Origin of the sequence: Pseudarthrobacter sp. CC12 (genome assembly GCF_039907755.1) — a bacterium.
GTDB lineage: Bacteria > Actinomycetota > Actinomycetes > Actinomycetales > Micrococcaceae > Arthrobacter > Arthrobacter niigatensis.
The window spans coordinates 25,890-50,950 of record NZ_JARDJH010000026.1 but is presented as its reverse complement, the minus strand read 5'-3'; the positions used below and the strand labels follow the sequence as shown (position 1 = coordinate 50,950).

21 protein-coding genes and 2 riboswitches are annotated in these 25,061 nt (G+C 67.4%); of the genes, 15 read left to right on the top strand and 6 right to left on the bottom strand.

What is annotated here, in order from left to right; translation table 11 throughout:
• Window positions 1-102: 102 nt before the first annotated feature.
• On the top strand, window positions 103-360 hold the full coding sequence (locus tag PV772_RS16510) for a hypothetical protein (RefSeq protein WP_141158041.1): 258 nt from the start codon (window positions 103-105) through the stop codon (window positions 358-360).
• 5 nt (window positions 361-365) lie between these two features.
• On the top strand, window positions 366-1,235 hold the full coding sequence (locus PV772_RS16505; protein ID WP_347886852.1) for an FHA domain-containing protein: 870 nt from the start codon (window positions 366-368) through the stop codon (window positions 1,233-1,235).
• A 21-nt stretch (window positions 1,236-1,256) separates the two neighbouring features.
• Here the strand turns inward: PV772_RS16505 and PV772_RS16500 are convergent, their stop codons facing one another.
• The 3 genes from PV772_RS16500 to PV772_RS16490 are packed head-to-tail and all read right to left on the bottom strand — an operon-like array spanning window position 1,257 to window position 5,633.
• Window positions 1,257-2,903: a DNA repair helicase XPB gene (locus tag PV772_RS16500; protein WP_141158039.1), complete on the bottom strand. Its 1,647-nt coding sequence runs from the start codon at window positions 2,901-2,903 to the stop codon at window positions 1,257-1,259.
• A gap of 11 nt (window positions 2,904-2,914) precedes the next feature.
• The gene (locus tag PV772_RS16495; protein ID WP_347886851.1) at window positions 2,915-5,389 is read right to left on the bottom strand and encodes a helicase-associated domain-containing protein; all 2,475 of its coding nucleotides are present in this window, start codon (window positions 5,387-5,389) and stop codon (window positions 2,915-2,917) included.
• A 10-nt stretch (window positions 5,390-5,399) separates the two neighbouring features.
• Window positions 5,400-5,633, bottom strand: coding sequence for a hypothetical protein (locus PV772_RS16490; RefSeq protein WP_141158037.1), 234 nt, complete (start codon window positions 5,631-5,633; stop codon window positions 5,400-5,402).
• Window positions 5,634-5,855: 222 nt separating this feature from the next.
• On the opposite strand from PV772_RS16490, the gene PV772_RS16485 reads away from it, so the two are divergent.
• Together PV772_RS16485 and PV772_RS16480 are read left to right on the top strand one after the other, a co-directional pair.
• Complete coding sequence (locus PV772_RS16485; RefSeq protein ID WP_141158036.1) at window positions 5,856-6,239, top strand: cold shock domain-containing protein; 384 nt, start codon at window positions 5,856-5,858, stop codon at window positions 6,237-6,239.
• 5 nt (window positions 6,240-6,244) lie between these two features.
• On the top strand, window positions 6,245-6,754 hold the full coding sequence (locus PV772_RS16480; protein WP_347886850.1) for a DUF3027 domain-containing protein: 510 nt from the start codon (window positions 6,245-6,247) through the stop codon (window positions 6,752-6,754).
• Window positions 6,755-6,866: 112 nt separating this feature from the next.
• On the opposite strand, the gene serC is transcribed toward PV772_RS16480, so the two are convergent.
• The gene (serC, locus tag PV772_RS16475) at window positions 6,867-7,997 is read right to left on the bottom strand and encodes a phosphoserine transaminase (protein ID WP_347886849.1); all 1,131 of its coding nucleotides are present in this window, start codon (window positions 7,995-7,997) and stop codon (window positions 6,867-6,869) included.
• A gap of 294 nt (window positions 7,998-8,291) precedes the next feature.
• Between serC and PV772_RS16470 the strand changes: the two genes are divergently transcribed.
• From PV772_RS16470 to PV772_RS16430, 9 genes are all read left to right on the top strand, one after another.
• Complete coding sequence (locus tag PV772_RS16470; RefSeq protein WP_141158034.1) at window positions 8,292-8,993, top strand: metal-dependent transcriptional regulator; 702 nt, start codon at window positions 8,292-8,294, stop codon at window positions 8,991-8,993.
• Window positions 8,994-9,100: 107 nt separating this feature from the next.
• Window positions 9,101-9,342: riboswitch (cyclic di-AMP (ydaO/yuaA leader) on the top strand.
• Window positions 9,343-9,352: 10 nt separating this feature from the next.
• Window positions 9,353-10,174, top strand: coding sequence for a M23 family metallopeptidase (locus PV772_RS16465; protein WP_347886863.1), 822 nt, complete (start codon window positions 9,353-9,355; stop codon window positions 10,172-10,174).
• Between the two features lie 111 nt (window positions 10,175-10,285).
• Window positions 10,286-10,480: riboswitch (cyclic di-AMP (ydaO/yuaA leader) on the top strand.
• A 70-nt stretch (window positions 10,481-10,550) separates the two neighbouring features.
• Window positions 10,551-11,225 carry a C40 family peptidase gene (locus tag PV772_RS16460; RefSeq protein ID WP_307360963.1) on the top strand — a complete coding sequence of 225 codons (675 nt, stop codon included), beginning with the start codon at window positions 10,551-10,553 and terminating at the stop codon, window positions 11,223-11,225.
• 163 nt (window positions 11,226-11,388) lie between these two features.
• Window positions 11,389-12,162: an NlpC/P60 family protein gene (locus tag PV772_RS16455; protein WP_347886848.1), complete on the top strand. Its 774-nt coding sequence runs from the start codon at window positions 11,389-11,391 to the stop codon at window positions 12,160-12,162.
• A gap of 271 nt (window positions 12,163-12,433) precedes the next feature.
• Window positions 12,434-12,934 (top strand): HNH endonuclease, encoded by a 501-nt coding sequence (locus tag PV772_RS16450; protein ID WP_056331149.1) that lies wholly within the window; start codon window positions 12,434-12,436, stop codon window positions 12,932-12,934.
• Window positions 12,935-12,989: 55 nt separating this feature from the next.
• Window positions 12,990-13,997: an NTP transferase domain-containing protein gene (locus PV772_RS16445; RefSeq protein WP_246857358.1), complete on the top strand. Its 1,008-nt coding sequence runs from the start codon at window positions 12,990-12,992 to the stop codon at window positions 13,995-13,997.
• On the top strand, window positions 13,994-15,412 hold the full coding sequence (locus PV772_RS16440; RefSeq protein ID WP_347886847.1) for a molybdopterin molybdotransferase MoeA: 1,419 nt from the start codon (window positions 13,994-13,996) through the stop codon (window positions 15,410-15,412). Before PV772_RS16445 ends, PV772_RS16440 begins: the two co-directional genes overlap by 4 nt.
• 94 nt (window positions 15,413-15,506) lie before the next feature.
• Window positions 15,507-16,385 (top strand): formate dehydrogenase accessory sulfurtransferase FdhD, encoded by an 879-nt coding sequence (fdhD, locus tag PV772_RS16435; protein WP_347886846.1) that lies wholly within the window; start codon window positions 15,507-15,509, stop codon window positions 16,383-16,385.
• 125 nt (window positions 16,386-16,510) lie between these two features.
• The gene (locus PV772_RS16430; protein ID WP_347886845.1) at window positions 16,511-19,543 is read left to right on the top strand and encodes a glycoside hydrolase family 38 C-terminal domain-containing protein; all 3,033 of its coding nucleotides are present in this window, start codon (window positions 16,511-16,513) and stop codon (window positions 19,541-19,543) included.
• A gap of 221 nt (window positions 19,544-19,764) precedes the next feature.
• Here the strand turns inward: PV772_RS16430 and PV772_RS16425 are convergent, their stop codons facing one another.
• Complete coding sequence (locus PV772_RS16425; RefSeq protein WP_347886844.1) at window positions 19,765-20,502, bottom strand: hypothetical protein; 738 nt, start codon at window positions 20,500-20,502, stop codon at window positions 19,765-19,767.
• Window positions 20,499-21,230, bottom strand: coding sequence for a hypothetical protein (locus tag PV772_RS16420; protein ID WP_307360818.1), 732 nt, complete (start codon window positions 21,228-21,230; stop codon window positions 20,499-20,501). The genes PV772_RS16425 and PV772_RS16420 overlap by 4 nt, the downstream gene beginning before the upstream one ends.
• Before the next feature lie 246 nt (window positions 21,231-21,476).
• Between PV772_RS16420 and PV772_RS16415 the strand changes: the two genes are divergently transcribed.
• Complete coding sequence (locus tag PV772_RS16415) at window positions 21,477-23,138, top strand: ABC-F family ATP-binding cassette domain-containing protein (RefSeq protein ID WP_141180824.1); 1,662 nt, start codon at window positions 21,477-21,479, stop codon at window positions 23,136-23,138.
• Window positions 23,139-23,140: 2 nt separating this feature from the next.
• A complete protein-coding gene (locus PV772_RS16410; RefSeq protein WP_307360821.1) occupies window positions 23,141-25,054 on the top strand; it encodes an ABC transporter ATP-binding protein in 1,914 nt (637 codons plus the stop codon).
• Window positions 25,055-25,061: the final 7 nt, after the last annotated feature.

The following is a 25,061-nucleotide window of genomic DNA, read 5'->3' as shown; positions in this document are numbered from 1 at the left end:
CTCCACAGGACCACCGGCAGCTGCTCCCTGCCGCCCCGGTGGCTCATTCCAATAGAGATAGTTATCCGATAGCTCCTGGCCCATCGAAGGGGATTGACCATCATGACTGATCTGAGTGCCACTGAAAAGCCCGCTGCCAGCGAACGCAGCATTCGGGACTGGGCGGACCTTGCCGAGGAGATGTGGTCCTATCTCACCGGCAAAGGCGCGGCCATCAATTACCAGTTCGTTGACATGACCGTTGAAGTTCCGCGTGACATCGGACCGGACGCACCGCGTGCCACCTGGAAACTCAACGGAAGCCTGCGCGTCACCACCAGCGACCGGGACGCGGCAGGATCGGACTCGAACCGCGGTTGACGGAGATGACGGAGAACCGCCTGGACATCGATCTGGACTTCTCGTACACGGATGAGTCCGGGGCGGTCACCAATGGGCGTGCCACGGCTGGCGGTACGGAAGTCACCGTGTCCCTGGACCGCCTGGCGCCACTTGCCGGTGCCGGACTGCCGCCCCTGGAGGAGATCAGGCCGCTGGCGGACCTGCTGGCCCGCAAGGGGGTCAGCGTCACGGTGGCAGGTCCAGACGGAAACATTGTCAGCCTGGGCAAGGTGGATGCACCGGCATCACAGCGGTTGGTGACGCGCTCGCCGCATATCAAGCTGGGCAACCTCGGCTCCCTGCTTCCGCTGCTCCGGCAGGGCAGGCGGCGGCCCAGGGGCGCGCCCCTGCTGCCCCCGTCCACGCCGTTGCCGTTGGTCCCCACTGTCCAGCGGAAGATCATCCGGCGCATCACCACCACCCACTACGCCAGGGGCGGCGGCCGGCCACGGCTGATCTTTGTCCAGGATGCCGCCACCTGGACCGGCCAGATCCCCCGGGAAGTTGCCCTCCCGGAGGACGTCACCACGATTGGCAGCGGGCCAGGATCCGATATCCAGTTGGAGGGCCTGGAAGCACTCCACGCCGAGATCAGGCACGACGGGCAGGATGAATACGTCCTGGTGCCGCACGGACCGGTCAGCGGCAGCGTGTCCAGGACCGGACCCTCGGTGCTGCGGACCGGAGCGAGGATCCAGATGGGGCAGTGGTGCCTGGCTTTCTTCCGGGAGGAATTTGCCGATCACGGCCGCCCCTACGGTGGCAGGAGCGGCGGCGAGCTGGCATACGAACGTCCGCAGCTCGATCCCCGGACGGGAACCATGGAGCGGGACAGCTCCGAGGGCGTGCGGTGATTGGGGGGTGCACGTTGCGGACTACTCCGCGGCGTGCACGTCCTTGGCATCCATGATCCGGTAGGCGTAACCCTGCTCGGCAAGGAACCGTTGGCGCTTGGCAGCGAACTCCTGGTCCAGGGTGTCCCGGGCCACCAGCGAGTAGAAGCGGGCGGCGCGGCCGTCCTTCTTGGGCCGCAGCAGCCGGCCCAGCCGCTGTGCTTCCTCCTGCCGGGAACCGAAGGAGCCGGAAACCTGGATGGCCACGGAGGCCTCCGGCAGGTCGATGGAGAAGTTCGCCACCTTGGACACCACCAGGGTCTGCAGTTCCCCGGAACGGAACGCGTCAAAGAGCTTCTGCCGGACCTTCACGGGGGTATCGCCCTTGATGACGGGTGCCTCCAGGCGCTCGCCGAGCTCGTCAAGCTGGTCGATGTATTGGCCGATGACCAGCAACTGCTCTCCGGCGTGCCGCGCCACCAGCTGTTCCACTACCAGCGTCTTGGACTCGGACGTGGCGCAGAGCCGGTACTTGTCCGCGTCGTCGGCCATTGCATAGGCAACCCGCTCATCCTTGGGCAGGTCCACACGGACCTCCACGCAGTCTGCCGGTGCGATATAGCCCTGCGACTCGATGTCCTTCCACGGCGCGTCGTAGCGCTTGGGCCCGATGAGGCTGAAGACCTCGCCCTCGCGCCCATCCTCCCGGACCAGCGTCGCGGTGAGCCCAAGGCGCCGCCGGGCCTGCAGGTCTGCGGTCATCCGGAAGATCGGCGCCGGCAGGAGGTGGACCTCGTCGTAGATGATCAGTCCCCAGTCGTGTCCGTCGACGAGTTCCAGGTGCGGGTAGATGCCGCCCCGCTTGGTGGTGAGCACCTGGTAGGTGGCGATGGTCACCGGCCGCACTTCCTTGAGCGCGCCCGAGTATTCACCCACCTCCTCCTCGGTGAGGGAGGTGCGCCGGAGCAGTTCGTCCTTCCACTGCCGGGCCGCCACGGTGTTGGTGACCAGGATCAGCGTGGTGGTGGATCCGGTGGCCATCGCAGCGGCTCCCACCAGGGTCTTGCCCGCGCCGCAGGGAAGTACCACCACGCCGCTGCCGCCTGCCCAGAAGTTCTCGCTGGCCAGGCGCTGGTAGGGGCGGAGCTCCCAACCGTCCTGGTTGAGGGAAATAAGGTGCGGGGTGCCATCCACGTAGCCGGCAAGGTCTTCCGCAGGCCAGCCGATCTTCAGCAGCAGCTGCTTGAGCTGGCCGCGCTGGGAGGCGTGCACCACCACCGTCTCACCGTCGATCCTGGGCCCCAGCAGCGGTGCGATTTTCTTGGCACGGATTACTTCCTCCAGGACCGGGTAGTCATCCGTCCGCATGACCAGGCCGTGGCGGGGATCCTTTTCGAGGCGCAGCCGGCCGTACCGGGACATGGTTTCCTCGACGTCGATCAGCAGGGAATGCGGGACCGGGAAGCGTGAATACTTCAGGAGGGCGTCCAGCACCTTTTCCGCGTCCAGCCCGGCGGCGCGCGCGTTCCAGAGCCCCAACGGGGTCAGCCGGTAGCTGTGCATGTGCTCGGGTGCCCGTTCCAGCTCGGCGAAAGGCGCGATGGCATGCCGGGCCTCGGTGGCCAGTTCGTGGTCCACCTCGAGGAGGATGGTCTTGTCGCTTTGGACGATCAGGGGTCCGTCGGTCACGCGGGAATCCTTTACTGGCGCAGTTCCTCTGCGGCCTCAATGTCGATGATGCGGTGCACGGACAGGACCCGCTCTGTGTCCTTCACGGGATCGAACACGCGGACCCTGCCCCCGCTCACAGAGAGCGGAACAACGATTTCCAAGCTGGCATTCCCCAGGCTGTCCACCACGTTCATGTGGATCCGCTGCTTCAACCGGATGGCCCTCTGCAACGCCTCAAGCCCCAGCTGGGTGGCCGCCTCGCTGCCGGCGGCGGTGCCGGAAAGATGTCCGACGCCGGGGCCCGCCTTCCGCAGGACCGCCAGTTGGGCTTCAACGTCCTCCGCCGGGGGCGCCATCCGGGGTGCGGTATAGACCGGGCGGGTGCTTTCCTGCCCCGGAACGGCACGGCGCGGGTGGGCGGCTTCGGCGCCGTCAACGGACGGGGACAGGCCCAGGCTCCGGAGGGCGGCGGCGAGTTCGCGCGGCGGCGACGACGACGTCAGGACGGTCGGCGACAGCCTGGCCAGGCCCAGCTGGGCGGCCTTGGGTCCGGCCAGCAGCTCGCGCAGGGCTGCTTCGTCATCGCTTTGGATGAAGCTGGCGGCCTGGCCCACGCGGAGCCTGCCGTGCCGGGAGGCCGTATCCTCCACGAGGTACTCCAGGGGCTGGGGTACCGCCGTCGCGGAGTGCTCGCGCAGGAAGCGCAGCAGGCCTGCGGCGTCGTATCCGTGGTCCAGTGCCCGTTTGACGGAGGCCGCGGAAAACCGGTAGGTGGTGGCCGGGCCCTGCCCTTCGGCGTCGGCCATGGCCAGGAGTTTTTCGGTCAGCGCGGGAGTGAGGTAGCCGGGCGCAACCGCCGTGAGGTCAGCCTGCAGGAGCACATGGTTGAGGGCCGCCGGCAGGTGTTCACCAAGGATGGCGAGGGCGGCATCCGGGTTGTCTTCGGCGAAAGCGCTCCCCAACTGGCTCAGCGCCCCGGACCCCACCAGGCCCAGCAGCTCCGCTTCGGCCAGCACGCCGCGGATCAGCGAGCTGAATCGCCTGGCCATCCGCGGCTGCGACCACTCCGCGCGCTGCAGGACAGCGGCGGCGTCCAGCACCGGGGCGGTACCGTCGGACGCGGACACCTCCTGGGTGAGCTCATGCAGGATCTCCAGGATCCGCTTGCGGACCACCGGAGCGTCAGGCCGCTGCGCTCCGGCGGCCAGTGCGGCGATGGTGGTTCCGGCCGCGGACCGGCCGGCCGCTGCGCCAGGGGCTGAGTTCACGGGCTGGCCCACCATGGACGGCACGCGTTCGCTGGCCAGCCAGGCGTTCACCAGCCACAGCCATTGTTCCTGCCGGGGAAGGACCAGCCATTCCAGTTCCGGCGGCTGCACCCACGATGAGGAGTCGACGTCGAGGCGGATCAGGCCGGCCAGCCCGCACAGCTCCAGGAGCAGGCCTGCGGCGCTTTGGTCTGTCCGCAGGTGTTCGGCCACGCGGCGCACTTCGCGGACGCCCACGCCGCCACTGCGCAGTGTGGCAAGCGGCTGTTCCCGGACGGCATGCAGCAGCTCGGAGACCAGCCGCAGGGTTTCGGAGATGGCGCTCAGGGCCGCGTTCCTGCGCAGCGCCGCCGTGGTCCGGCCAAGCTCCGGGACCGGCGGCGACAGAGTGAAGTCATTGATGATTGCCCCGCCGCGCAAAGCCAGTCCTACGCTGTGGGGCAGTTCCACATGGGCGGCGTCCAGCGGAACCAGCAGCCCGCGGGCAAGGAGCCAGTCAACAGGCCCGACGTCGGCCGCCTCCGTCGTGACCGACGCTTTCCGCTGTGCCTGGGGGACGGCACCCATGGCCCAGTTCCGGAACCTGGCGAGCAGCGCCGTCGTCCGTTCCGGGGCGCCGGCGAGGATGTCCTGCAGGGCCTCCGGTGAGGACGTCCAGTGCTGAAGGGCCAGGGCTGCTTCCATGGGCGTGGTGGCATCGTGGATCGCGAAGCCGCTGCGGTGCAGTTCTGAGACCAGTTGCACCGCCCGCTGGGCGAAGGCCGGTTGCAGACGGACCAGTTCGGTATAGCTGCGCCCCAGGCCGGCGGGATAAATTCCCACCACATCCTTGAGCGAGCCCACGGGGAGGTAGTACGGCTGGCTGGCCGCAGGGGGCGGCGTGCCGTGCGGGGGAGCGGCGGGGTGCACCAGGCCGAGCTCCTGCAGGCCGGCCAAAATACCGTCGACAGTGGCCAGTGTGGAACCGTGGATCAGTTTGTGCACGGCCTCCGCTGAGGCGCTGTGCCCGGTATCGGTGTTGGTGCACAGGTGCAGGGTCTCCAGTACCTGCATGTGAGGCTTGTTGAGCCGCTCCAGGGCGCGCTGGACGCTGACCCTGGAACTTGCGCGGGCAGCCAGCGCGGCGAAGTCAGGAACCGAAGGGGTGATGAGGTCCGGCCGCGCGGCGAACAACGCCCGCAACGAATCGTCGCTGCGTGCCTCCAGGTCCTTGCCAAGCGCGCGAATGAGGGACATCAGTCCAACGTTACCGCTGCTGGGGCCTTCCCGCCCGCCGCCGGGCGGCAACTCCGTCCAGGACCAGCAGGAGCATGAGGATGAAGGCTGCTGGCAGGCCGTACAGCGCGGTGTAGGTGATCCAGGCGGGAGCTACCGAGCCGGCGAAGGCCAGGGCCATGACAGCTGCCACGGCTATCAGGGACAGCACGGCAACAACTGCGGCGAGGACCATCAGGGGCCGCCGGTAACGCGAGGGAGTCATGGACGCAACGCTACCGCGCCTGGCGCGGTGCGGGTAAAGCGGGGCCTTGCGCCTGCGGCGGAACAGTGCCGCCCAAAGCGTCGATAGGCCATGCGGCAGGATAACCTTGAAGCATACAGACCAACACGGTCCCGGTTCGCCATACCCTGAACCCGCACAACCATGCGGATGCGGTGGTGGCCGGCCGTGTCTCATGACAGCAGAACGAAGAAGGTTGATTACGTGCCTACCGGCAAGGTCAAGTGGTATGACAAGGACAAGGGCTTTGGGTTCCTCGCGGGCGAGGACGGCCAGGAGGTCTTCCTGCCCAAGTCGTCGCTGCCCGACGGCGTCAGCGAGCTCAAAGCCGGCACCCGCGTGGAGTTCGGCGTAGCGGACGGTCGCAAGGGCGCCCAGGCGCTGGGCCTGCGCGTCCTGGACAAGACTCCCTCTATTGCCAAGGCCAAGCGGCCGAGCGCCAAGGACCTTGCCCCGCTGGTCCAGGACCTGGTGACGGTACTGGACAACCTGTCCGGGACCTTGTCCAAGGGCAAGTACCCGGACGGCAACAAGGGCAAGGCCATTGCTGCCGCCCTCCGCAAGGTCGCCGACGAGCTCGACGTTTAGCGCCGATGACTCCCGATTCCGAACAGCCGGGCACGCCGGTGCAGGAGCAGGCTGCCAGGACGCCGCCCAAGCGCAAGGCAGGCGTGCCCGTGTGGCGCACGGGCAAGCCGGACGCTTTCCTGGCCGCCGCCGTGGACACTGCCCGGACCGCCGTGGAGGGCATCACGCCTGCGGCCACCATCGGGCCGCACCTGGCGGCCAAGAGCGAGGGCGACCGGCTGGTCACCCACCTGTTTGAGTCCCGGCTGCCCGGATACGCGGGGTGGCAGTGGTACGCGGTGCTGACGCGCAACTCCCGCTCAAAAGTGGTCACGGTCAATGAGCTGGGCCTCCTGCCGTCGGAAGATTCGATCCTGGCCCCGGAGTGGGTGCCCTGGGCCGAACGTGTCCGCCCCGAGGACCAGCAGCAGGAGTCCGAAGCGGACAGCCAGGAAACGGCCGCCGCGGAAACTGAAGGCCACGCAACAGCGGCTGACGATCCAACTGACGACGCCGGCACGCAAGCGGAAGCCTGACCGCACCTCGCCACTGGGAGCCCGGCCACCCCGGAAGGGGACAACGAAAACGGCGCCGTCCGGGATGAACCCGGGCGGCGCCGTCGTACGTTGTCCCGACTGTTCTCCGCGCCTACTTCCGCAGCTCGCCCACCACGTAGTCGATGCTGGACAGCAGGGCTGAGACATCGCTGGGCTCGATGGCCACGAAGGTGGCGATCCGCAGCTGGTTGCGCCCCAGCTTCCGGTAGGGCTCGGTGTCAACGATGCCGTTGGCGCGCAGGACCTTGGCCACGGCCGCTGCATCAACCGATTCGTCGAAGTCGATGGTGGCGATGACATTGGAGCGTTCCTCCGCCTTGGCCACAAACGGGGTGGCAAACTCGGAGGCCTCGGCCCAGCTGTAGATGCGTCCGGCGGAGTCTGCGGTGCGTGCGGCGGCGAAATCCAGGCCGCCGTTGGAGTTCAGCCACTGGACCTGGGCGTCCAGCGTGACCAGCGTGGACAGCGACGGCGTGTTGTACGTCTGGTTCAGGCGGGAGTTGTCGATGGCGGTCTGGAGGTCCAGGAAGTCCGGGATCCAGCGGTTGCCTGCCTTGATCCGCGCGGCGCGCTCGAGGGCGGCCGGGGAGAACAGGCCCAGCCAGAGGCCGCCGTCGGAAGCGAAGTTCTTCTGCGGGGCGAAGTAGTAGACGTCGCTTTGGGCAACGTCCACTTCCAGGCCGCCGGCCGCGGAGGTGGCGTCCACCAGGACCAGCGATCCCTCGTCGGCTCCGGAAACGCGCGTGACAGGGGCAGCAACACCGGTGGAGGTCTCATTCTGGGGCCAGGCATAGACATCAACGCCTGCCTCGGCCTGGGCCGCCGGCCGCGTGCCTGGCTCGGACTTGATGATCGAGGAAGCCTCCAGGAAGGGCGCCTTGTTGGTGGCGGCCGCAAACTTGGACCCGAACTCGCCGAAGGACAGGTGCTGGGCCTTCTTCTCCACGAGGCCGAAGCTCGCGACGTCCCAGAATGCCGTGGAGCCGCCCACGCCGAGGACCACTTCATAGCCCTCCGGGGCGCGGAAGAACTGGCTCAGCCCTTCGCGGACGGATCCCACCAGGTTCTTGACCGGCGCCTGCCGGTGCGAAGTGCCGAGGATGGTCTTGGACGCTGCTGCCAGCGCATCGATCTGTTCCTGGCGGACCTTTGACGGGCCGGCGCCGAACCGCCCATCCTTCGGCAGGAGGTCGGCGGGGATCGTGATGCTGGTGTCGCTCACAGGTGCTCCAATTCGGCGGGGACGAAAGTTTGGTCCGGACGGGCGGGTCATGGCTCGGCCGGCAGCAGGCGATGGCTGCGCAGCGGGCCTTCACCATTCTGCCTGAATGGCAGGGGCGGCGGGAGCCGGCGGGCCCAAAGTCCAGACAATGAGACGCGCCGTCCGGGCGACGCCGCCCGACGCTCGGCTATTCGGACAAACTCAAAATAGGCTAAGCTGGCCCCCGGACTACCTCGCGGGAAGAGGCGATACGGTGGGACAACGCAAGGTACTGCGCTCGAGGAGCTGAGCTGGATGACGGATCTGATCGACACTACGGAGATGTACCTCAGGACCATCCTGGAGCTTGAGGAAGAAAACATCGTTGCCCTCCGGGCCCGTATTGCCGAGCGCCTGCGCCACTCCGGCCCTACCGTGTCCCAGACCATCGGAAGGATGGAGCGCGACGGGCTCGTGGTGGTCTCCGGTGACCGGCATCTGGAACTCACTGACACCGGCCGCAAGCGGGCAACCGAGGTCATGCGCAAGCACCGGCTGGCCGAACGCCTGCTGGCCGACGTGATCGGCCTGGACTGGGCCTACGTGCATGACGAAGCCTGCCGCTGGGAACATGTCATGAGCGAGCGGGTTGAGCGGCGCATTTACGAGATGCTGGACCACCCTACCGAATCGCCCTATGGCAACCCCATCCCCGGGCTCGCCGCCCTGGGTGGACAGCCTGCCACCGGCGGCGCCGACGGAGCCATCAGCCTGGTCGAAGCCATGAAGGGCTACGCATCGGCCTCTGTTGTCACCATCAGCCGGCTCGCTGAACCGATCCAGGTGGAGCCGGAACTGCTGGCGCAACTGGACGAAGGTGGAATCCGGCCCGGTGCCGCCGTGGCGCTGGAACGCGTGGGTGACTACATCTCCGTGCGGGTCCCGGGCATCGAGGGCGCACTGGAGCTGCCGCCCGAGGTTGCCGCCCACGTTTTCGTGGCCGTGTCCCAGCCCTGAGGCCCAGCCTTTTACCCCGGCAAGGCACTTCCACGCAAAGATAACGGAATTGTTACCTAAGGTCTAAAGGCCCTATAGTGGAACCAATCGTTGATACTTAAGCGTTACCCGATCCGGAGCCGAGCTCTGCCAGCGGATCGGGTGCACGAGTCGTTACTGGCAGAGGCGGGGGAACCACAAGCGGCAGCGGGGGACTGCCTTGGGGTGAAGTCCGTCAGCAGCAAGCCTCTCCAGTGAAGGATTCTTCCGGGAATACCCCTGTGCAGAAGCTTGCCGCGGCGGGCCGGGTCTTTGATCTCTCTGACCCGAATCCGACAGCTAACTCCGCAGGCTTTTCCAGAGAGGAACCCTTCTTGACCATGCAGACCTCCAGGGGGCGCCGCCGCGCAGCCAGCCCCCCTTCGGCACCCCGGGTTGTCGAAGACGCAGCAGTGGAGCGCCCCCGCGATCTCCATCGCGACGCGCGCCGCCGTCGGGGGCCCCTGCGGCAGGTAACGGAGTTCGCCGCCGCAAGCGGGATTGGCCAGAAGGCTGGAATCGCCCTGGCTGCCACCGGACTGGTGCTGACGGTCACAGTGCCGGCCACCAGCCCGGTCATGGCCACTGATGCGTCCGGCAACGCGCCCCTGGCAGCTTCCTCCGTCAGCCCGCAGCCGCAGATTTCCGCCGATATTGGTGCCCAGATCGACTTCAGCCGCTCCGCCGTCGTGACCCAGGCCGACCCGGACGGGAAGCTCAAGCAGCTCCTGAGTGCCCAGTCCGCCGGCTCCGTCACGCGGGCGGCGTCGGCCGGCACCCTGGCTGCACCACTAGCCTCCCTCGTGACCGCGTCACCGTTCGGATACAGGGTGAGCCCGATTACCGGCGGCTCCGGCGACTTCCACCGGGGCCAGGACTTCGTGGCTCAATGCGGGACGTCCGTCCTTGCCGCTGCGACCGGCACCGTTACCTTCGCAGGCTGGCACCAGTTCGGCGGCGGAAACCGGGTGGTCATCGACCACGGCAACGGACTGGAAACCACGTACAACCACCTGTCGTCCTTCAACGTCAAGGTGGGCCAGACGGTCTCCCGTGGAGAAGTCGTGGCGCTCAGCGGCACCACAGGTGCCTCCACCGGCTGCCACCTGCACTTCGAGGTGCAGGTCAACGGCGAAGTGGTCGACCCCATGGGCTGGCTGTAACGAATGATTGCCCACTCTCAGATCGCAGCGACCTGCCGTGACCTGAATGTGACATTGAAACAAAACTGCTGTACCGTCTAACTCGCGTCAACTTTTCCGAAGTTGACGCTCTTGAGTGGATTGCCTAACTCTGCCACCGCTCAAGGTCCGTTCGCATTTCATCGTCTGGCAGGGGCGGGGGAACCAATTTTGGCCTTCTCTCCAGAAGGCCTTGGGGTTAAGTCACCAGCTTCCCAGGAAGCTGCGTGGCCGGGTGACTCCCATCCGAATCCGACAGCTCACCTCGCAGGCATTGGGAGAGGCTACCTTCGTGTCTTCACGGCATCATTCTGCGCGCCACCGTGCGCAAACGGTTCGCACCAGCCCCTTGGACGCCGTGTCCAAGGCCGTGAGTGCAAATGCCGGGACCGTAGGCCGCCAGGCTGCCGTAGTGGCAGCCGCATCGGGCCTGATCCTGAGCATGGGCCTGCCAGCAAACGCAGCTGACACCACCGCCGGTGTCTCTGCATCCACCGAGTCCGGCTCGGCACAGACGGCACTGGCCGTCACGGCCGCCCCCACGGCCACGGTTTCCTTCGAGCGCCCGGTCGTCAAGACCACCGCCGCTCCGAAGGTGGAGGCGGTACGTCCCCAGTCCACCGCGCCGGCCGAACGCGCCGCCACCGCTGGCCAGGACGCCGCTCCCGCCGCCAAGGCTGCCGAGACTGTCTCCGCCGCAACCTCCGGCATTGCAGCCATCGCCTACACCGGCATCGGCCACTCCTATGTATGGGGCGGCACCAGCCCGGTCACCGGCTGGGACTGCTCCGGGTTCGTCCAGTGGGTCTACGCACAGGCCGGGATCAGCATCCCGCGCACCAACGCGTGGAACATCATGACCCCGACCTCCACCCCGCAGGCGGGCGACCTCGTTGTCCAGAACGGCGGCGCGCACGTGGGTATCTACGTCGGCAACGGCATGATGATCAGCGCGCTCAACCCCTCCCAGGGCACGCTGCTGCACTCGCCCGCAGCCACCGGTACCTCGTCGTACTACCACCTCAACAAGTAGTTCTTGGGCTTAGCGCTCCAAGGGCTATTTCTTTGCCCACAGCTTTTCCGCTAGAAACCAGATCCCCGTTCGGGATGCGCCGGCTTACCCCCAAGATGCCGGCGCGTCCAGCCCCCTTTGCCTGCCTACACGCGGTCCGAAGGAAAAACGAAAGAGAGAACTCATGACGACTCGTGCTACCGCACGGCACCGCGCCGAGGTCACCAAAACCAACTCGATCGCCATCATTGCCAAAGCTGTCAGCGACAACGCCGGTGGCATGGGCCGCCAGGCTGCTGTTATCGCCGCGGCTTCCGGCCTGGTCCTGACCAGCGGGCTCGCAGCGAACGCTGCCGACGCCAACGTCAAGCGCGATTCCGCTCCGGCGTCCCAGCTCGAAGTTGAATCGGCCGTCGACGCCCCGATTTCCGCGGCTTCCACCATTGCCATCAGCTACGAGAAGCCTGCTGTCACCACCACGCCGGCTCCCGTCGTCGAGCCCGAGCCCCAGGTCCAGGTGCAGGAAGCTGCTCCCGCGCCTGTGGCGCAGCCTGTTGCTGCTGCCAAGGCCACGGTCAAGGTTGTTACCGCCGCTGCTCCGGCTGCTCCCGCCGCCCAGGTTTCCGCAAGCGGGAAGGGAGCAGCCATCCTTTCCGCCGCATACGCCCAGCTCGGCGTGCACCAGGACTGCACCATGCTGGTGACCAACGCACTGGCTGCCGTCGGCATCCATTTCCACGACTGGCCGGCAGGCTACCTGTCGCTGGGTGACACCGTGCCCATGTCCCAGGCCCAGCCCGGCGACCTGCTGTACTACGCCGACGGTGGCGGCGGCATGGCCCACATTGCCGTTTACGCCGGTAACGGCATGGCCGTCCACGGCGGCTTCAATGGCAACGACACCGTGGTCTTCAGCGCCAATGTTGGCTCCGGACCGGTAGCCATCCGCGTACGTTAGGCATTCCTGTGCCGGCCTTAACCAACGCCGGCCCGCGTGCTGCTTGCCAGAGGACCCCCGCCAGCAAGGCGGGGGTCCTTTGCGCTTAAGGGCTTTGCCGCCGGCGTCCCCGCCTTTTCCCTGGCATGGTGACGGAAGGGGCCTCCGGGGCGGCGATTACCTGATTCTGCACTTCTTTGTTTACTCTTGTGATGTCGATCCATAGCCCGGACATGCCGAGGGCAGCCGGCCCTCGTGCCCCTGACGGGTGCGGCCGTGAAGAGGTAAGTGCATGCGCACTCTCGTTCTGAATGCTGGATATGAACCGCTGGCGGTTATCACTTTCCGCCGGGCGCTGGTGCTTGTGCTCACGGGCAAGGCAAGCGTCGTGGCCGAAGGGGACGACCCGGTGGTGGGGCCCACCGACGTCCTGGGCCGCCCGTCCGTGATCCTCCTCAACCGTTACATCCGGCCCAGGTACAACCACTCAACGGCCGTCAGCCGCAGGGGCGTACTCCGGCGGGACGGTCACAAATGTGCCTACTGCGGCAAGGCTGCGCACACAATCGACCACGTTCACCCAAAGTCGCGTGGAGGTGCCGATTCGTGGGAGAACCTGGTGGCCGCCTGCCTGCGGTGCAACAACGTCAAGGGCGACCACACTCCCGCCGAGATGGGGTGGACCCTTCGGTTTGTTCCCGAGCCGCCGCACGGGACGATCTGGCAGATCAAGGAACTGGAGAAGCCGACCCCCGCATGGGATCCGTTCCTGCTGCCGGAGCGCGCTGCCTGACAGTTTCCCGGCGCCTCCCGGCGCCGGAAAGGGTGCCGGTCGCTAGGCTGGGGAAGTGCACAAGAACAGCTTGGCTTTTGATGCCCTGATCCTTGCCGGGGGACGATCATCGCGCCTGGGCGGCGTGCCCAAGCAGTCGTTGGTTTTCCACGGCCAAACCCTCCTGGAGCGCGCCGTTGCCGCGGCGGCCGGTGCCCGGCTGACCGTGGTTGTCGGCGATGCGGGAGTCCTGCCGGGTGAATCCGGGGAGGGCCACCCGCTGCCACTGTCGGTCCGCCCTGCCAACCTGCTTGCATGCCGGGAGGAGCCGCCCTTTGCTGGTCCGGCGGCTGCGATTGCCGCAGGCCTGGATACCCTGGCGAGGAACGGGGGAGGGGCCCCCTACTCCCTGGTGCTGGCCTGCGACATGCCGTTGGCCGCCCAGGCGGTGGCAGTGCTGCGGGACGCATTGCTGCAGTCCGATCCCGGCGTCCGCCCAGGTGGGGTGGTGGCCCGTTCCGAGGACGGCAGGACCCAGCCGTTGGCAGGTTTCTACAGCACGGCTGGGTTAAAAAGGTCCTGCGCTGACTTGGCTTCACGCAACGCCCTGGTCAACGGCTCGGTCAGGGCGCTCCTTGCTAGTCTGGACGTGCAGCTTGTCACAGTCCCCGCCGGGTCCACCGCCGATGTGGATACCTGGGACGATGCTGCCGCGCTGGGTGTTGCCGCCGGGAACCAGCACGCATGGGAAAGTCCGGCGCACAGCCGGAGACAACGTGGGAGGCAAGTCGTGAAAAGCCAGGACGAGACACTGGAAGAGTGGTGCAGGGCGCTCCTCCAGGCGTACAAACTTGAGGACGTCCAGGTGGATATCAACGCCGTGCTGGCGCTTGCAGGCGTGGCCGCCCACTCTGTTGTGCGGCCCGCCGCACCGCTGACTACCTTCATCGCAGGCTTCGCCGCCGGACTGGCTGCCGCACCCGGCAGGGAGATGGATGCGGCATCGATGGACGCGGCACTGGCCGTGGCCCGTTCGCTGGCGGCCGACTACGACGCTGAAGCCGCCGGGACTCCCGGCGAATGACCGCAGAACCCCATCACGGTCCTGACGCGCCGCCGGGAGCAGAGCCGCAGGCGCGCAGGGGCGAAACTGAACACACGCCTGCTGACCATCACCAGGCAGCGCACACCTGGCAGGAAGCCCGGCAGGCTGCCTTCGATGCAGCAACCCCCATTCCGCCAGGCCCCGTTGCCCTGCGGATAGCCCTTGGCCGCAAGCTCGACCGGGACATCGTTGCCCTCCAGGACATGCCCCATTACGCCTCCTCAGCCATGGACGGCTGGGCAGTCAATGGAAGCGGCCCGTGGATCCCGGTGGAGGCCGGTAGCCGGCTGGCGCCGCACCAGGCCAGCCCCATTGCCACCGGTGGCCTCATCCCGCCCGGTGCAAAGGCGGTGCTTCGCAGCGAGAACGCGGTCCTGGGGCAGGATGACGAGGGGCTGCCCGTCCTGATGACCGGCGGCAAGGCGCGTCCGGGCGAGCCCCGCGCGGGAGAGCACATCCGGAAAGCCGGGGAGGAAGCCCTCGAAGGGGACGCCCTGGTCAAGGCCGGGGTATCGCTCAACCCCGCACACCTGGCCCTTGCCGCCCTGGCAGGCTACGACGAAGTCCCGGTCCAGGGTAAGCCCGTGGTCCGCCTGGTCCTGACCGGATCAGAGGTGGTGGAACAGGGCACGCCCGCCCCCGGCCAGGTACGCGATACCTTCGGCCCGCAGCTGCCTGACGTCGTGGCAATGCTGGGCGGCATCGCCGCCGGCCAGCAGCGGATCGGCGACTCGTACACCGAATGGCTGGCGGCGCTCGAAGACGTGCTGCCAGAGGTGCCCGGCGCGCCGGACCTGCCTGCCGACGTCGTCATCACCACCGGGGGTACCGGACGCTCCGGAACGGACCACCTCCGCCGGGCAGTGGCCGAACTCGGCGGCCGGCTCATCATCGACGGCGTGGCAATGCGGCCGGGACACCCCGCGGTCCTCGCCGAACTTCCCGACGGCCGTTTTGTCCTGGGACTTCCCGGCAACCCGCTGGCGGCAATGATGGCCCTCTCCACCGTGGGTGCCCCGTTGCTGGCTGCCCTGGGGCACCATCCCATGCCGCCGGTGGAAGACGTGCCGTGCGGAACGATGATCGAGCCCGACCCCGGCCGTACCCGGCTGATGCCCTTCCGGCTGCTGTATGGCATGGCATCCCCGGCGCAGCACACGGGGCCCGGCATGATGCGTGGGCTGGCAGCCGCGGACGGCGTACTGGTGGTGCCGCCGCACGGGGTGCAGCTGGGTGAGCTGGTGCCTGCCTTCGCGCTGCCGTGGGGGACGCCCATCCCGCGGCCCGGTGAAAGTGATGCCAAAGCCAAGCCCCGAACGGGCGCCCGCACGGGCCAGCCCAAGACCAAACCGGCAGCCAGCGGGCCCGTCGACTGGAGTGCGCTCCTGGGCTGACGCACGTCAGGGCCGGTGCCCGTGGAAGGCGCTCCCTGGGACAGTGCAGGCTTTGTTGGTGCCATGATGGAGTAATGAACAAGCAGGGTGGAATATGGGACGGGTAACCCAGCGCCGGAAGGTGCACAAGTATGTCCTGGATGGTTCCCCGAGTGCCCTGGAGTACCCGGTCCGCCACCGTGAAGACGTCCTCGCCGTGGAGGAACCGCTGGAAATCCGGCTCGGCGGCCTGTCCTATTCCGTAACCATGCGCACCCCCGGCGATGACTTCGACCTGGTGGCCGGCTTCCTGGTGTCCGAGGGCGTCATCTGGGCGCCAGAGCAGCTGGTGTCGCTCCGGTTCTGCGCCGGCGAGGACGAAAACGGCGTCCAGACATTCAACGTGGTGGAGGCCCAACTGCGGCCGGACGTCCCGCTCCCGGACACGGGCCGCCGGGTCTATACGTCCAGCTCCTGCGGCATCTGCGGAACGGATTCCATCGAGGCCGTCCAGAAGTCCTCGCACCACAGTCCCCAGGCGGACCCGCTGACCGTGGATGCCAGGGTCCTGGCCTCCCTGCCCGACCTGTTGCGGGAGTCCCAGCGCGTCTTCGACGATACCGGCGGCGTACACGCGGCGGGCCTGTTCAGGATCGACGACGACGGCGTCCCCCGGCTCCTGTGCCTGCGCGAGGACGTAGGGCGCCACAACGCCGTGGACAAAGTGGTGGGCTGGGCACTGCGTGAAGGCCTCCTGCCGTTGGCGGGGACTGTCCTCCAGGTGTCCGGCAGGGCGTCCTTCGAACTGGTACAGAAAGCCTCGCTTGCCGGAATCCCCGTCCTGGCCGCGGTGAGTGCGCCATCGAGCCTTGCCGTGGAACTGGCAGAAGCCAACGGGCTGACCCTGGCAGGGTTCAGCCGGGGCAGCAGTTTCAATATCTACGCCGGGAACTCCAGGGTCCTCGGGCCCCAGCCCGCCGTGCCAAGGCCTTAGCGCGGGTAACGCCTTGGCCCGTCCCACACCACCAGCCCAGGGGGTTGGACGCAGTGCCGCCAACAGGTAGATTTGTCCATCGAATGGACTCGATGATCCAGTCTCCAGCCTAAAGAGGACCTATATTGCATGACGACCGCAGGATCACGGAAGTCCGCCTGGCGAGGTTTGTGCGGGAGCGCATTGCCCCTGCCGTTTACAGCAGGACGGTCCCGCTTACCCTGAGCAGCTGGGAAGTGCGCGGTGAGCCGGTCCCGGCGCTTGAAGCGATGCGGCAGGACTTCCAGCCGCAGGAGCACGGCGCCCCCTGGGGACGGCCGTGGGGCACCACCTGGCTGCGGCTGCAGGGGGAAGTGCCCGAATCCTGGGGCGGCAGCCCTGACACCGCCGTGGAGGTGGTGGTGGACCTGGGATTCACCACCGAAGCCCCCGGGTTCCAGTGCGAGGGAATCGCCTGGCGGTCGGATGGCAGCATCATCAAGGCCATCTCACCCCGCAACCAGTACATCCCGCTCAAGCGGCTGGGCAGCGGCATGGCCGTGGACTTTTACGTGGAGGCGGCCGCCAACCCGGACATGGCGCAGGGCTGGACCTTTGCCGCTACCCCTTTGGGGGACAAGGCGACCGCAGGAGACGCCCCGCAGTACCGGCTGGGAACCATCGCCATCGCCGAGCTGAACCAGACCGTGTGGGAACTCCAGCAGGACGTCTGGACCCTCGCCGGCCTTATGGAGCAGCTTCCCCTGGAGCTCCCGCGCCGCCACGAGATCCTCCGCGCCCTCGAACACATGATGGACGTGATGGACCCGGAGGACGTTGCCGGGACCGCGGCAGCCGGGCGCCGGGCGCTCGCCGACGTCCTGACCAGGCCCGCCTACGCCTCCGCCCACCAACTGGTTGCCACCGGGCACGCCCACATCGACTCTGCCTGGCTCTGGCCGGTCCGTGAAACCATCCGCAAATGCGCCCGGACCTTCTCCAACGTGGTGGCCCTGATGGATGAAGACCCGAATTTTGTCTTCTCCTGCTCCTCCGCGCAGCAGCTCGCCTGGATCAAGGAGCTGTACCCGGACCTCTTCAGCCGGATCCGGGAAAAGGTACGCGCGGGACAATTCGTCCCGGTCGGCGGCATGTGGGTGGAATCGGACACCAACATGCCCGGCGGCGAAGCCATGGCCCGGCAGTTCGTGGAGGGCAAGGGCTTCTTTCTTGCCGAGTTTGGCATTGAGTGCAGGGAAGCGTGGCTGCCGGATTCGTTCGGCTACAGCGCTGCCCTTCCCCAGATCGTGAAGTCCGCCGGCAGCCGCTGGTTCCTCACGCAGAAGATTTCCTGGAACCAGACCAACAGGATGCCCCACCACACGTTCAACTGGGAGGGGATCGACGGCACCCGGCTGTTTACCCACTTCCCGCCGGTGGACACCTACAACTCGGATCTCAGCGCCCGGGACCTGGCGCACGCCGAGCGCAACTATCGGGACCATGGCCGCGGCACCGTATCGCTGGTCCCGTTCGGGTATGGCGACGGCGGCGGCGGGCCCACCCGCGAAATGCTCGCCGCAGCTGCACGCACGGCGGACCTGGAAGGCTCTCCAAAGGTCCGGGTCGGATCCGCGGAAAGCTTCTTCCGGCAGGCCGAGGAAGACTACTCCGCACTGCCGGTCTGGGTGGGCGAGATGTACTTGGAACTCCACCGCGGCACCTACACCAGCCAGGCACAGACAAAGAAGGGCAACCGGCGCAGCGAGCACCTCCTGCGCGAAGCCGAATTGTGGTGCGCCACGGCTGCCGTCCGCGGCGGCGGTGCCTACGACTATCCGGGCGCCGAGCTTCAGCGCCTCTGGCAACTGGTGCTGCTCCAGCAGTTCCACGACATCCTTCCCGGCAGCTCCATTGCCTGGGTCCACCAGGACGCCGAGCGGAATTACCAGGCTGTTGAGAGCGCCCTTGAGGCGTTGATCAGCCGCGCCGCCGCCGCGATGCTGGGCACCGGCAGCCGCCAGTTCCTGTTGAACGCCGCACCGCATTCCAGGGATGGGGTCCCCGCGCTGGGGGCGGCCGAACCGGCGTTGAGCCCGGAACCAGTACGGGCAACACCGCATGACGGCGGCTACGTTTTGGACAATGGTGTTATCCGGGCCGTGGTGGATGCGGACGGGCTGCTTTCCTCCCTGCGCGACCATGCCAGCGGCCGCGAAGCGATCGCCCCCGGCCAGCGCGGCAACCTGCTCGAACTGCACCGTGACACCCCCAACGAATGGGACGCATGGGACATCGATGAGTTCTACCGGCGCAACGTCACCCCACTGGTCCACGCAGAATCGGTCCGGCTTGACGGCGGAGGCGGCAGCGCCGTCGTGGTGGTGCAGCGATTGGCCGGGACCTCGCCGCTGACCCAGCGCATCACGCTTGCCCCCGGCAGTGCGTCCCTGGAGATCACGACCTCCGTGGACTGGCAGGAACGCGAAAAGCTGCTGAAGCTCGGCTTCGCCCTGGATGTGCGGGCGGACCGGTCGGCTGCCGAAACGCAGTTCGGCCACGTCTTCCGGCCCACGCACACCAACACGTCGTGGGAGGCAGCAAAGTTCGAAATCTGCGCCCACCGGTGGATCCATGTGGGTGAACCCGGCTACGGCGTCGCCGTGTCCAACTCAGCCACTTACGGCCATGACGTGGGAAGGAGCATCAGGGAGTCCGACGGCGGAACCACCACCACGGTGCGGCTGTCCCTGCTGCGGGCGCCCAAGTTCCCCGACCCCGACGCAGACCGGGGACGTCACGAGTTGACCGTGGCCATCCGCCCGGGTGCCGGCATTGCCGATGCCGTCCAGGAAGGGTACCGGACAAACCTGGCACCCCGGCTGGTCACCGGCGCCCACGGAGTGGAGCCGCTTTTCTCCGTCAGCAATCCTGCCCTGGTCATCGAAGCCGTGAAACTGGCGCAGGACGGTTCCGGCGACGTAGTGGTCCGGCTGTATGAGTCACTGGGACAGCGTTCGGCGGGGAACATTACGGCAAACTTCCCGGTGCGGGAGGTTGTGCCCACGGACCTTCTGGAGCGACCTGCCGAAGCCCCCGGGGTGGAACCCTGCGACAACGGGGCCGTGCTTCAGCTCCGGCCTTTCCAGCTCGTCACGTTGAGGTTTGCCCGGAAGTAGGAGTTCCTTGCCCGGGCTGGAGGCAGGTTGGGGGCCTTAAACAGGCTGAGTGGGGGCGGTCCCCAACGATCCGCCACCACTCATCCCCCCAATGTGTGCAAAGGCCCCCGGAGCTGCCGGCGTTTTGGAATTTATCCCCGTTCGAAAACACTGGGACAGCCCCGCCTTCACACATTCATGATTGTGTCACACTCTAATGATTTTGTGAAAGCGGGGGCAGGTTACGTTTCGGTAGATGTCTTTTGGCGGGCCCCGCTTCGTCCATTTACCACCCGGGCGGCCCAAATTAGGGCCAGGCCAACTACGAAGCACAGCACCGCCGTGTAGTTGATGATGAACTCAATGTGGCCGAGGGCCGGCGGGATCAGAGGGAAGAACAGCGTGAGGGCAACTGCCACTCCACCCAGGGCAAGCAGGCCGGCTCCGATCCTTACCAGGACCGGGAGCCGCTCCCGGGCCGCCCGCGCCAAAGACGGAACCAAGGCCAGGGCAACGTACGCGGGATAGGCCCGGCCCGCTGCACCGTAGTACTCAACCAGGGAGAAATGGCGGGCATCCTTGCCGGAGATCGCGCTTAGCCCGGCCGACGAACCGGCGGTGTCCATGGAGAAGAAGAGAGCCACCATGACTGCTGAGATGACCAGCAGGACCACAGCGCCGGCCCGCCCCGTAATGAGCCGGTGTGCGCTCTTTGCACCAAACCCACGGGAAATGCGGATGCCCATGAAATAGATGGCGGCGAAGATCACGAACCGGAGCAGCAGGTTGGCCAGGTTGATTCCCCCCAGCGCCTGGTCAATCACCAGATAGGGGCCCTGGATGCTCAACAGGATGGCGAGGGTCATCATGGCAAAGATGCCGAACAGCGACCGGTTCTCACCGCGGAGGGTGCTGGGAATGCGGGCCGCTGCAACGAATGCGCAGACGGCCAGCGTGGTCCATTGAAGGGTCTCGATCATCCCAGGTTCTCCCAAATCTTTTCTGTCTGCGCCTGGTCCTGCTCCTGGCGGCGCAATACTTTGCCCAGTGCCTGGAGCCTGTCCCCGGCAAGCACGGTGAGTTCTCCGTCAGAGAGGCTGGCCAGGGCAGCCTGCCGGGCTCCCGGGGGCCAGCCCGCCTCCTCCTCTGTGATGATTCCCGTAGCGACCAGTCCGCCGGCCGGTCCAACCCCCGCGGCAGCTGCGGTGGCCATGGCGAGCTCGGGCGACAGCCGGTTGGCGGTCAACTGCGCGGAGTAGTTTTGCGGGGCCACCCCGGTGGCGGCGGACACGCGGTGCCGGACCTCGCCGTCGTCAATGGCATCCACCCAGTTCTTTACGGAGGTCGCGTGCGGGGCCGGGCTGAGGGCAGGGGCGGCTGCTCCGCGGGGGGCGTCCATGGCCGGCCGCGAGAGGAGCGCCCGGAGAAGGTCAGCGCTGGAAATCTGGCTTACCAGTTCGTTCCTGGTGGGCGGACGCGGTGGGCCCGCCAGGGCACTGTAGGCATCGAACCCGGCCAGCGCGGATACCGGGTTGATCTTGTAGGCCCGGCTGATGCTGACCACGGTGGTGACGGAGACCTTGCCCCGGACCAGCTGCTGGGCGAGGGTGGTCCGCTTGATTCCTGAGACCCGGCAGACGTCGGCAGTGCTGGCATCCGGTGCGATGCCTTGCAGCCAGCGCTGGAACGCCTTGGCGGAAAGGGTCATGGACGGCTCTCTGCAGAACGGGTGGTGCTGACGATTTTACCGTGCCCCGCCGGACGCTCCGTGCCGCTGATTTTGTCCGCGGCTCACAGTCGTCTATAGTTGATGGTCGAGCCCGTTGGTCCGTACACCCCCCAAGTCCGGACCAGCGGGTTCTTCTATGTCCTGCAGCCCCAGCGGCGCCGCGGCCTGTTTGTGCCGCCTCTGCCGGCCGTCAACGGCTGTCCGGGCAGCGGCGAAAGGACCACCATGACTGCAACGCTTGTCGCCAAGGACATTTCCGGCGGCCACGGCCACCGCACCCTTTTTTCCGGGCTCTCCCTGACCGTAGCCCCCGGCGACGTCGTCGGGGTCGTGGGCGCCAACGGCGCCGGGAAGTCCACGCTGCTGCGCCTCCTGGCCGGTGTTGACCAACCGCAGGAAGGCTCCGTCAGCCTTGCCCCGGCCGATGCCTTCGTCGGCTGGCTGCCCCAGGAACACGAACGTGTTCCCGGCGAAACGGTGGCAGGGTACATCGCCCGCCGGACCGGCTGCGCCGAAGCCACCCACGAGATGGAGTCCACCGCCGAGGGCCTTGGCTCCGGTGCCCCCGGGGCAGATGATGCGTACGCCCGGGCCTTTGACCGCTGGATGGCCTCCGGCGCCGCCGACCTGGATGACCGCATCCCTGCCGTGCTTGCGGAGCTGGGCCTGGACGCTGGTCCCGAAGCGCTGATGACCGGGCTTTCCGGCGGCCAGGCGGCGCGGGTGGCGCTCGCAGCCCTGCTGCTGAGCCGTTTCGACGTGGTGCTGCTGGACGAGCCCACGAATGACCTGGACCTCGCCGGGCTGGCCACGCTCGAAAACTTTGTGACGGGATTGCGCGGCGGGGTGGTGCTGGTCAGCCATGACCGTGAGTTCCTGGCCCGCTGTGTGACGCGCGTGGTTGAGCTGGACCTGGCCCAGAACAGCGTGGCAGTCTACGACGGCGGCTACGACGCCTTCCTCGAGGAGCGCGCCGTGGCGCGGCGGCACGCCCGCGAGAAGTACGAGGACTTCGCCGCCACCAAGGCAGACCTGGTATCCCGGGCCCGGACCCAGCGTGAGTGGAGTTCGCAGGGCGTCCGGAACGCCATGAAGAAGAACCCTGACAACGACAAGATCCGGCGCGCCGCGAGCACCGAGTCCTCCGAGAAACAGGCCCAAAAAGTCCGGCAGATGGAATCACGCATCGCCAGGCTGGACGTGGTGGAGGAGCCCCGGAAGGAATGGCAGCTGCAGTTCAGCATTGGGCAGGCGCCGCGCTCCAGCGCCGTCGTCGCCACCCTGCGCAACGCCGTGGCACGCCAGGGCAGCTTCACACTGGGACCCGTAAACCTCCAGCTCAATGGCGGTGAGCGGATCGGGATCACGGGCCCGAACGGCGCCGGGAAGTCCACCCTGCTGCGCCTCCTGCTGGGAACCCAGGCACCGGACGACGGCGACGCCTCCCTGGGTGCCACCGTCGCCGTCGGCGAAATCGACCAGGCCCGCGGCCTGCTTGACGGTGCCCAGCCGCTGGGCGACGCCGTCGAAGCCGTACTGGCCGACTGGAACAGCGCCGACGTCCGCACCCTTCTGGCCAAGTTCGGCCTCAAGGCGGACCACACGTCGCGGACCGTGGATTCCCTCTCGCCGGGGGAGCGGACGCGGGCAGCCCTGGCCCTGCTCCAGGCGCGCGGCGTGAACCTGCTGGTGCTTGACGAACCCACCAACCACCTCGACCTGCCCGCCATCGAGCAGCTGGAAGAGGCCCTTGAAAGCTACGACGGAGCGCTGCTGCTGGTCACCCATGACCGCCGGCTGCTCGAAAATGTCCGACTCGACTACCGGTGGCACCTGGAAAACGGCACGGTCCAGGAGCTCCACCACACTGCAAGCCAGGAGAAATAACCATGAGCATGGACCGCGTTGCGTGGAGCTCGCTCTACAACATCAGCACCGCCAAGAGCGGCTCCAAGCCGTTCTCAAAGGAGACCCTGAAGCGGGTGCTGGCCTTCGCCGCTCCGCACAAGGGCAAGCTCATCGCCTTCGTGCTCTCCTCCATCGCAGCGGCCTTCCTGGCCGTCGCCACCCCGGTGCTCGCCGGCCAGGTGGTTGACGCCATCATCGCCAAGACGGATGCCGGCACCGTGATCTGGCTGGCCGTGCTGATCGCCATCGTGGCCGTGGGCGAAGCCGGGGTGGGGCTGCTGACCCGCTGGCTGTCCTCGACCATCGGCGAAGGCGTCATCGTGGACCTGCGCACCCGGGTGTTCGACCACGTGCAGCGCATGCCCATTGCCTTCTTCACCCGCACCCGGACAGGAGCATTGGTCAGCCGCCTCAACAACGACGTCATCGGAGCGCAGTCCGCCTTTGCCGGCACGCTCTCCGGCGTGGTGAGCAACTCCGTGGCTCTGGCCCTGACCCTGGTCGTGATGCTCAACAAGTCCTGGCTGGTCACCGTGCTCGCCATGGTCCTGCTGCCGATCTTCCTGATCCCGGCCCGCCGCATGGGTTCCAAACTGGCGGACCTGCGCCGCGAAGCCGCTGCGCACAACGCCGCCATGGGCACCCAGATGACGGAGCGGTTCTCCGCGCCCGGCGCCACGCTGGTGAAGCTGTTCGGCCGCCCGGATGAGGAATCCCGCGAGTTCGCTGCCCGCGCGGGACGCGTCCGCGATATCGGTGTCCGCATGGCCATGCTGCAGTTCACGTTCGTCACGGCCCTGACGCTGGTGTCAGCGCTCGCGCTGGCGCTGGTCTATGGACTGGGCGGCTGGCTCGCCCTGGGCGGCCAGCTTGCGCCCGGGGACGTAGTGGTCCTGGCGCTGCTGCTGACGCGGCTCTATGCCCCGCTCACGGCGCTGTCCAACGCCCGCGTTGAAGTCATGAGCGCACTGGTCAGTTTTGAACGGGTCTTTGAGATCCTGGACCTGAAGCCGCTCATCCAGCAGAAACCGGACGCCGTGCCCGTTCCGGCCGGCCCCGTGTCCGTGGAGTTCGACAACGTCCGCTTCGCCTACCCCTCGGCGGACAAGGTCTCCCTGGCCTCCCTGGAGGAAGTCTCCACCCTTGACACCCGGGGCGGCGAGGAAGTGCTGCACGGCGTCAGCTTCCGGGTGGAACCAGGACAGACCGTGGCCCTGGTGGGCTCCTCCGGGGCCGGAAAGTCCACCATCGCCCAGTTGCTGTCGCGCCTTTACGACGTCGATTCGGGCGCCGTGCGTCTTGGCGGCACCGCGCCGGGGACGGGGCTGGACGTCCGGGACGCCACCTTCGATTCGCTGCGGGACACCCTGGGCATGGTCACCCAGGACGGCCACCTGTTCCACGAAACCATCGCCTCCAACCTCCGGCTGGCCCGGCCCGACGCCACGGACGAAGACATGTGGGACGTCCTGCGCCAGGCACGCCTCGAGACCATGATCAGGTCCCTGCCGGACGGCCTGGAGACCGTGGTGGGGGAGCGCGGGTACCGGCTTTCCGGCGGCGAACGCCAGCGCCTGACCATCGCCCGGCTCCTGATCGCCCAACCCCGGGTCGTCATCCTCGATGAGGCCACTGCTGCACTGGACTCCACGAACGAAGCCGCCGTGCAGGCAGCCCTGGGCGCCGCGCTCGAGGGCCGGACCGCCGTCGTGATTGCGCACCGGCTCTCCACCGTGCGCGCGGCGGACGCCATCCTGGTGGTGGAAGGCGGCCAAATCGTGGAACGGGGAACCCACACCGAACTGCTGGCGGCGGACGGCCGCTACGCCGAGCTGTACCGGACACAGTTTGCCGAGGCCACGGCTGTGGCGCAGGAGTCGGTCCCCGAGTTCTAGCGGTTCC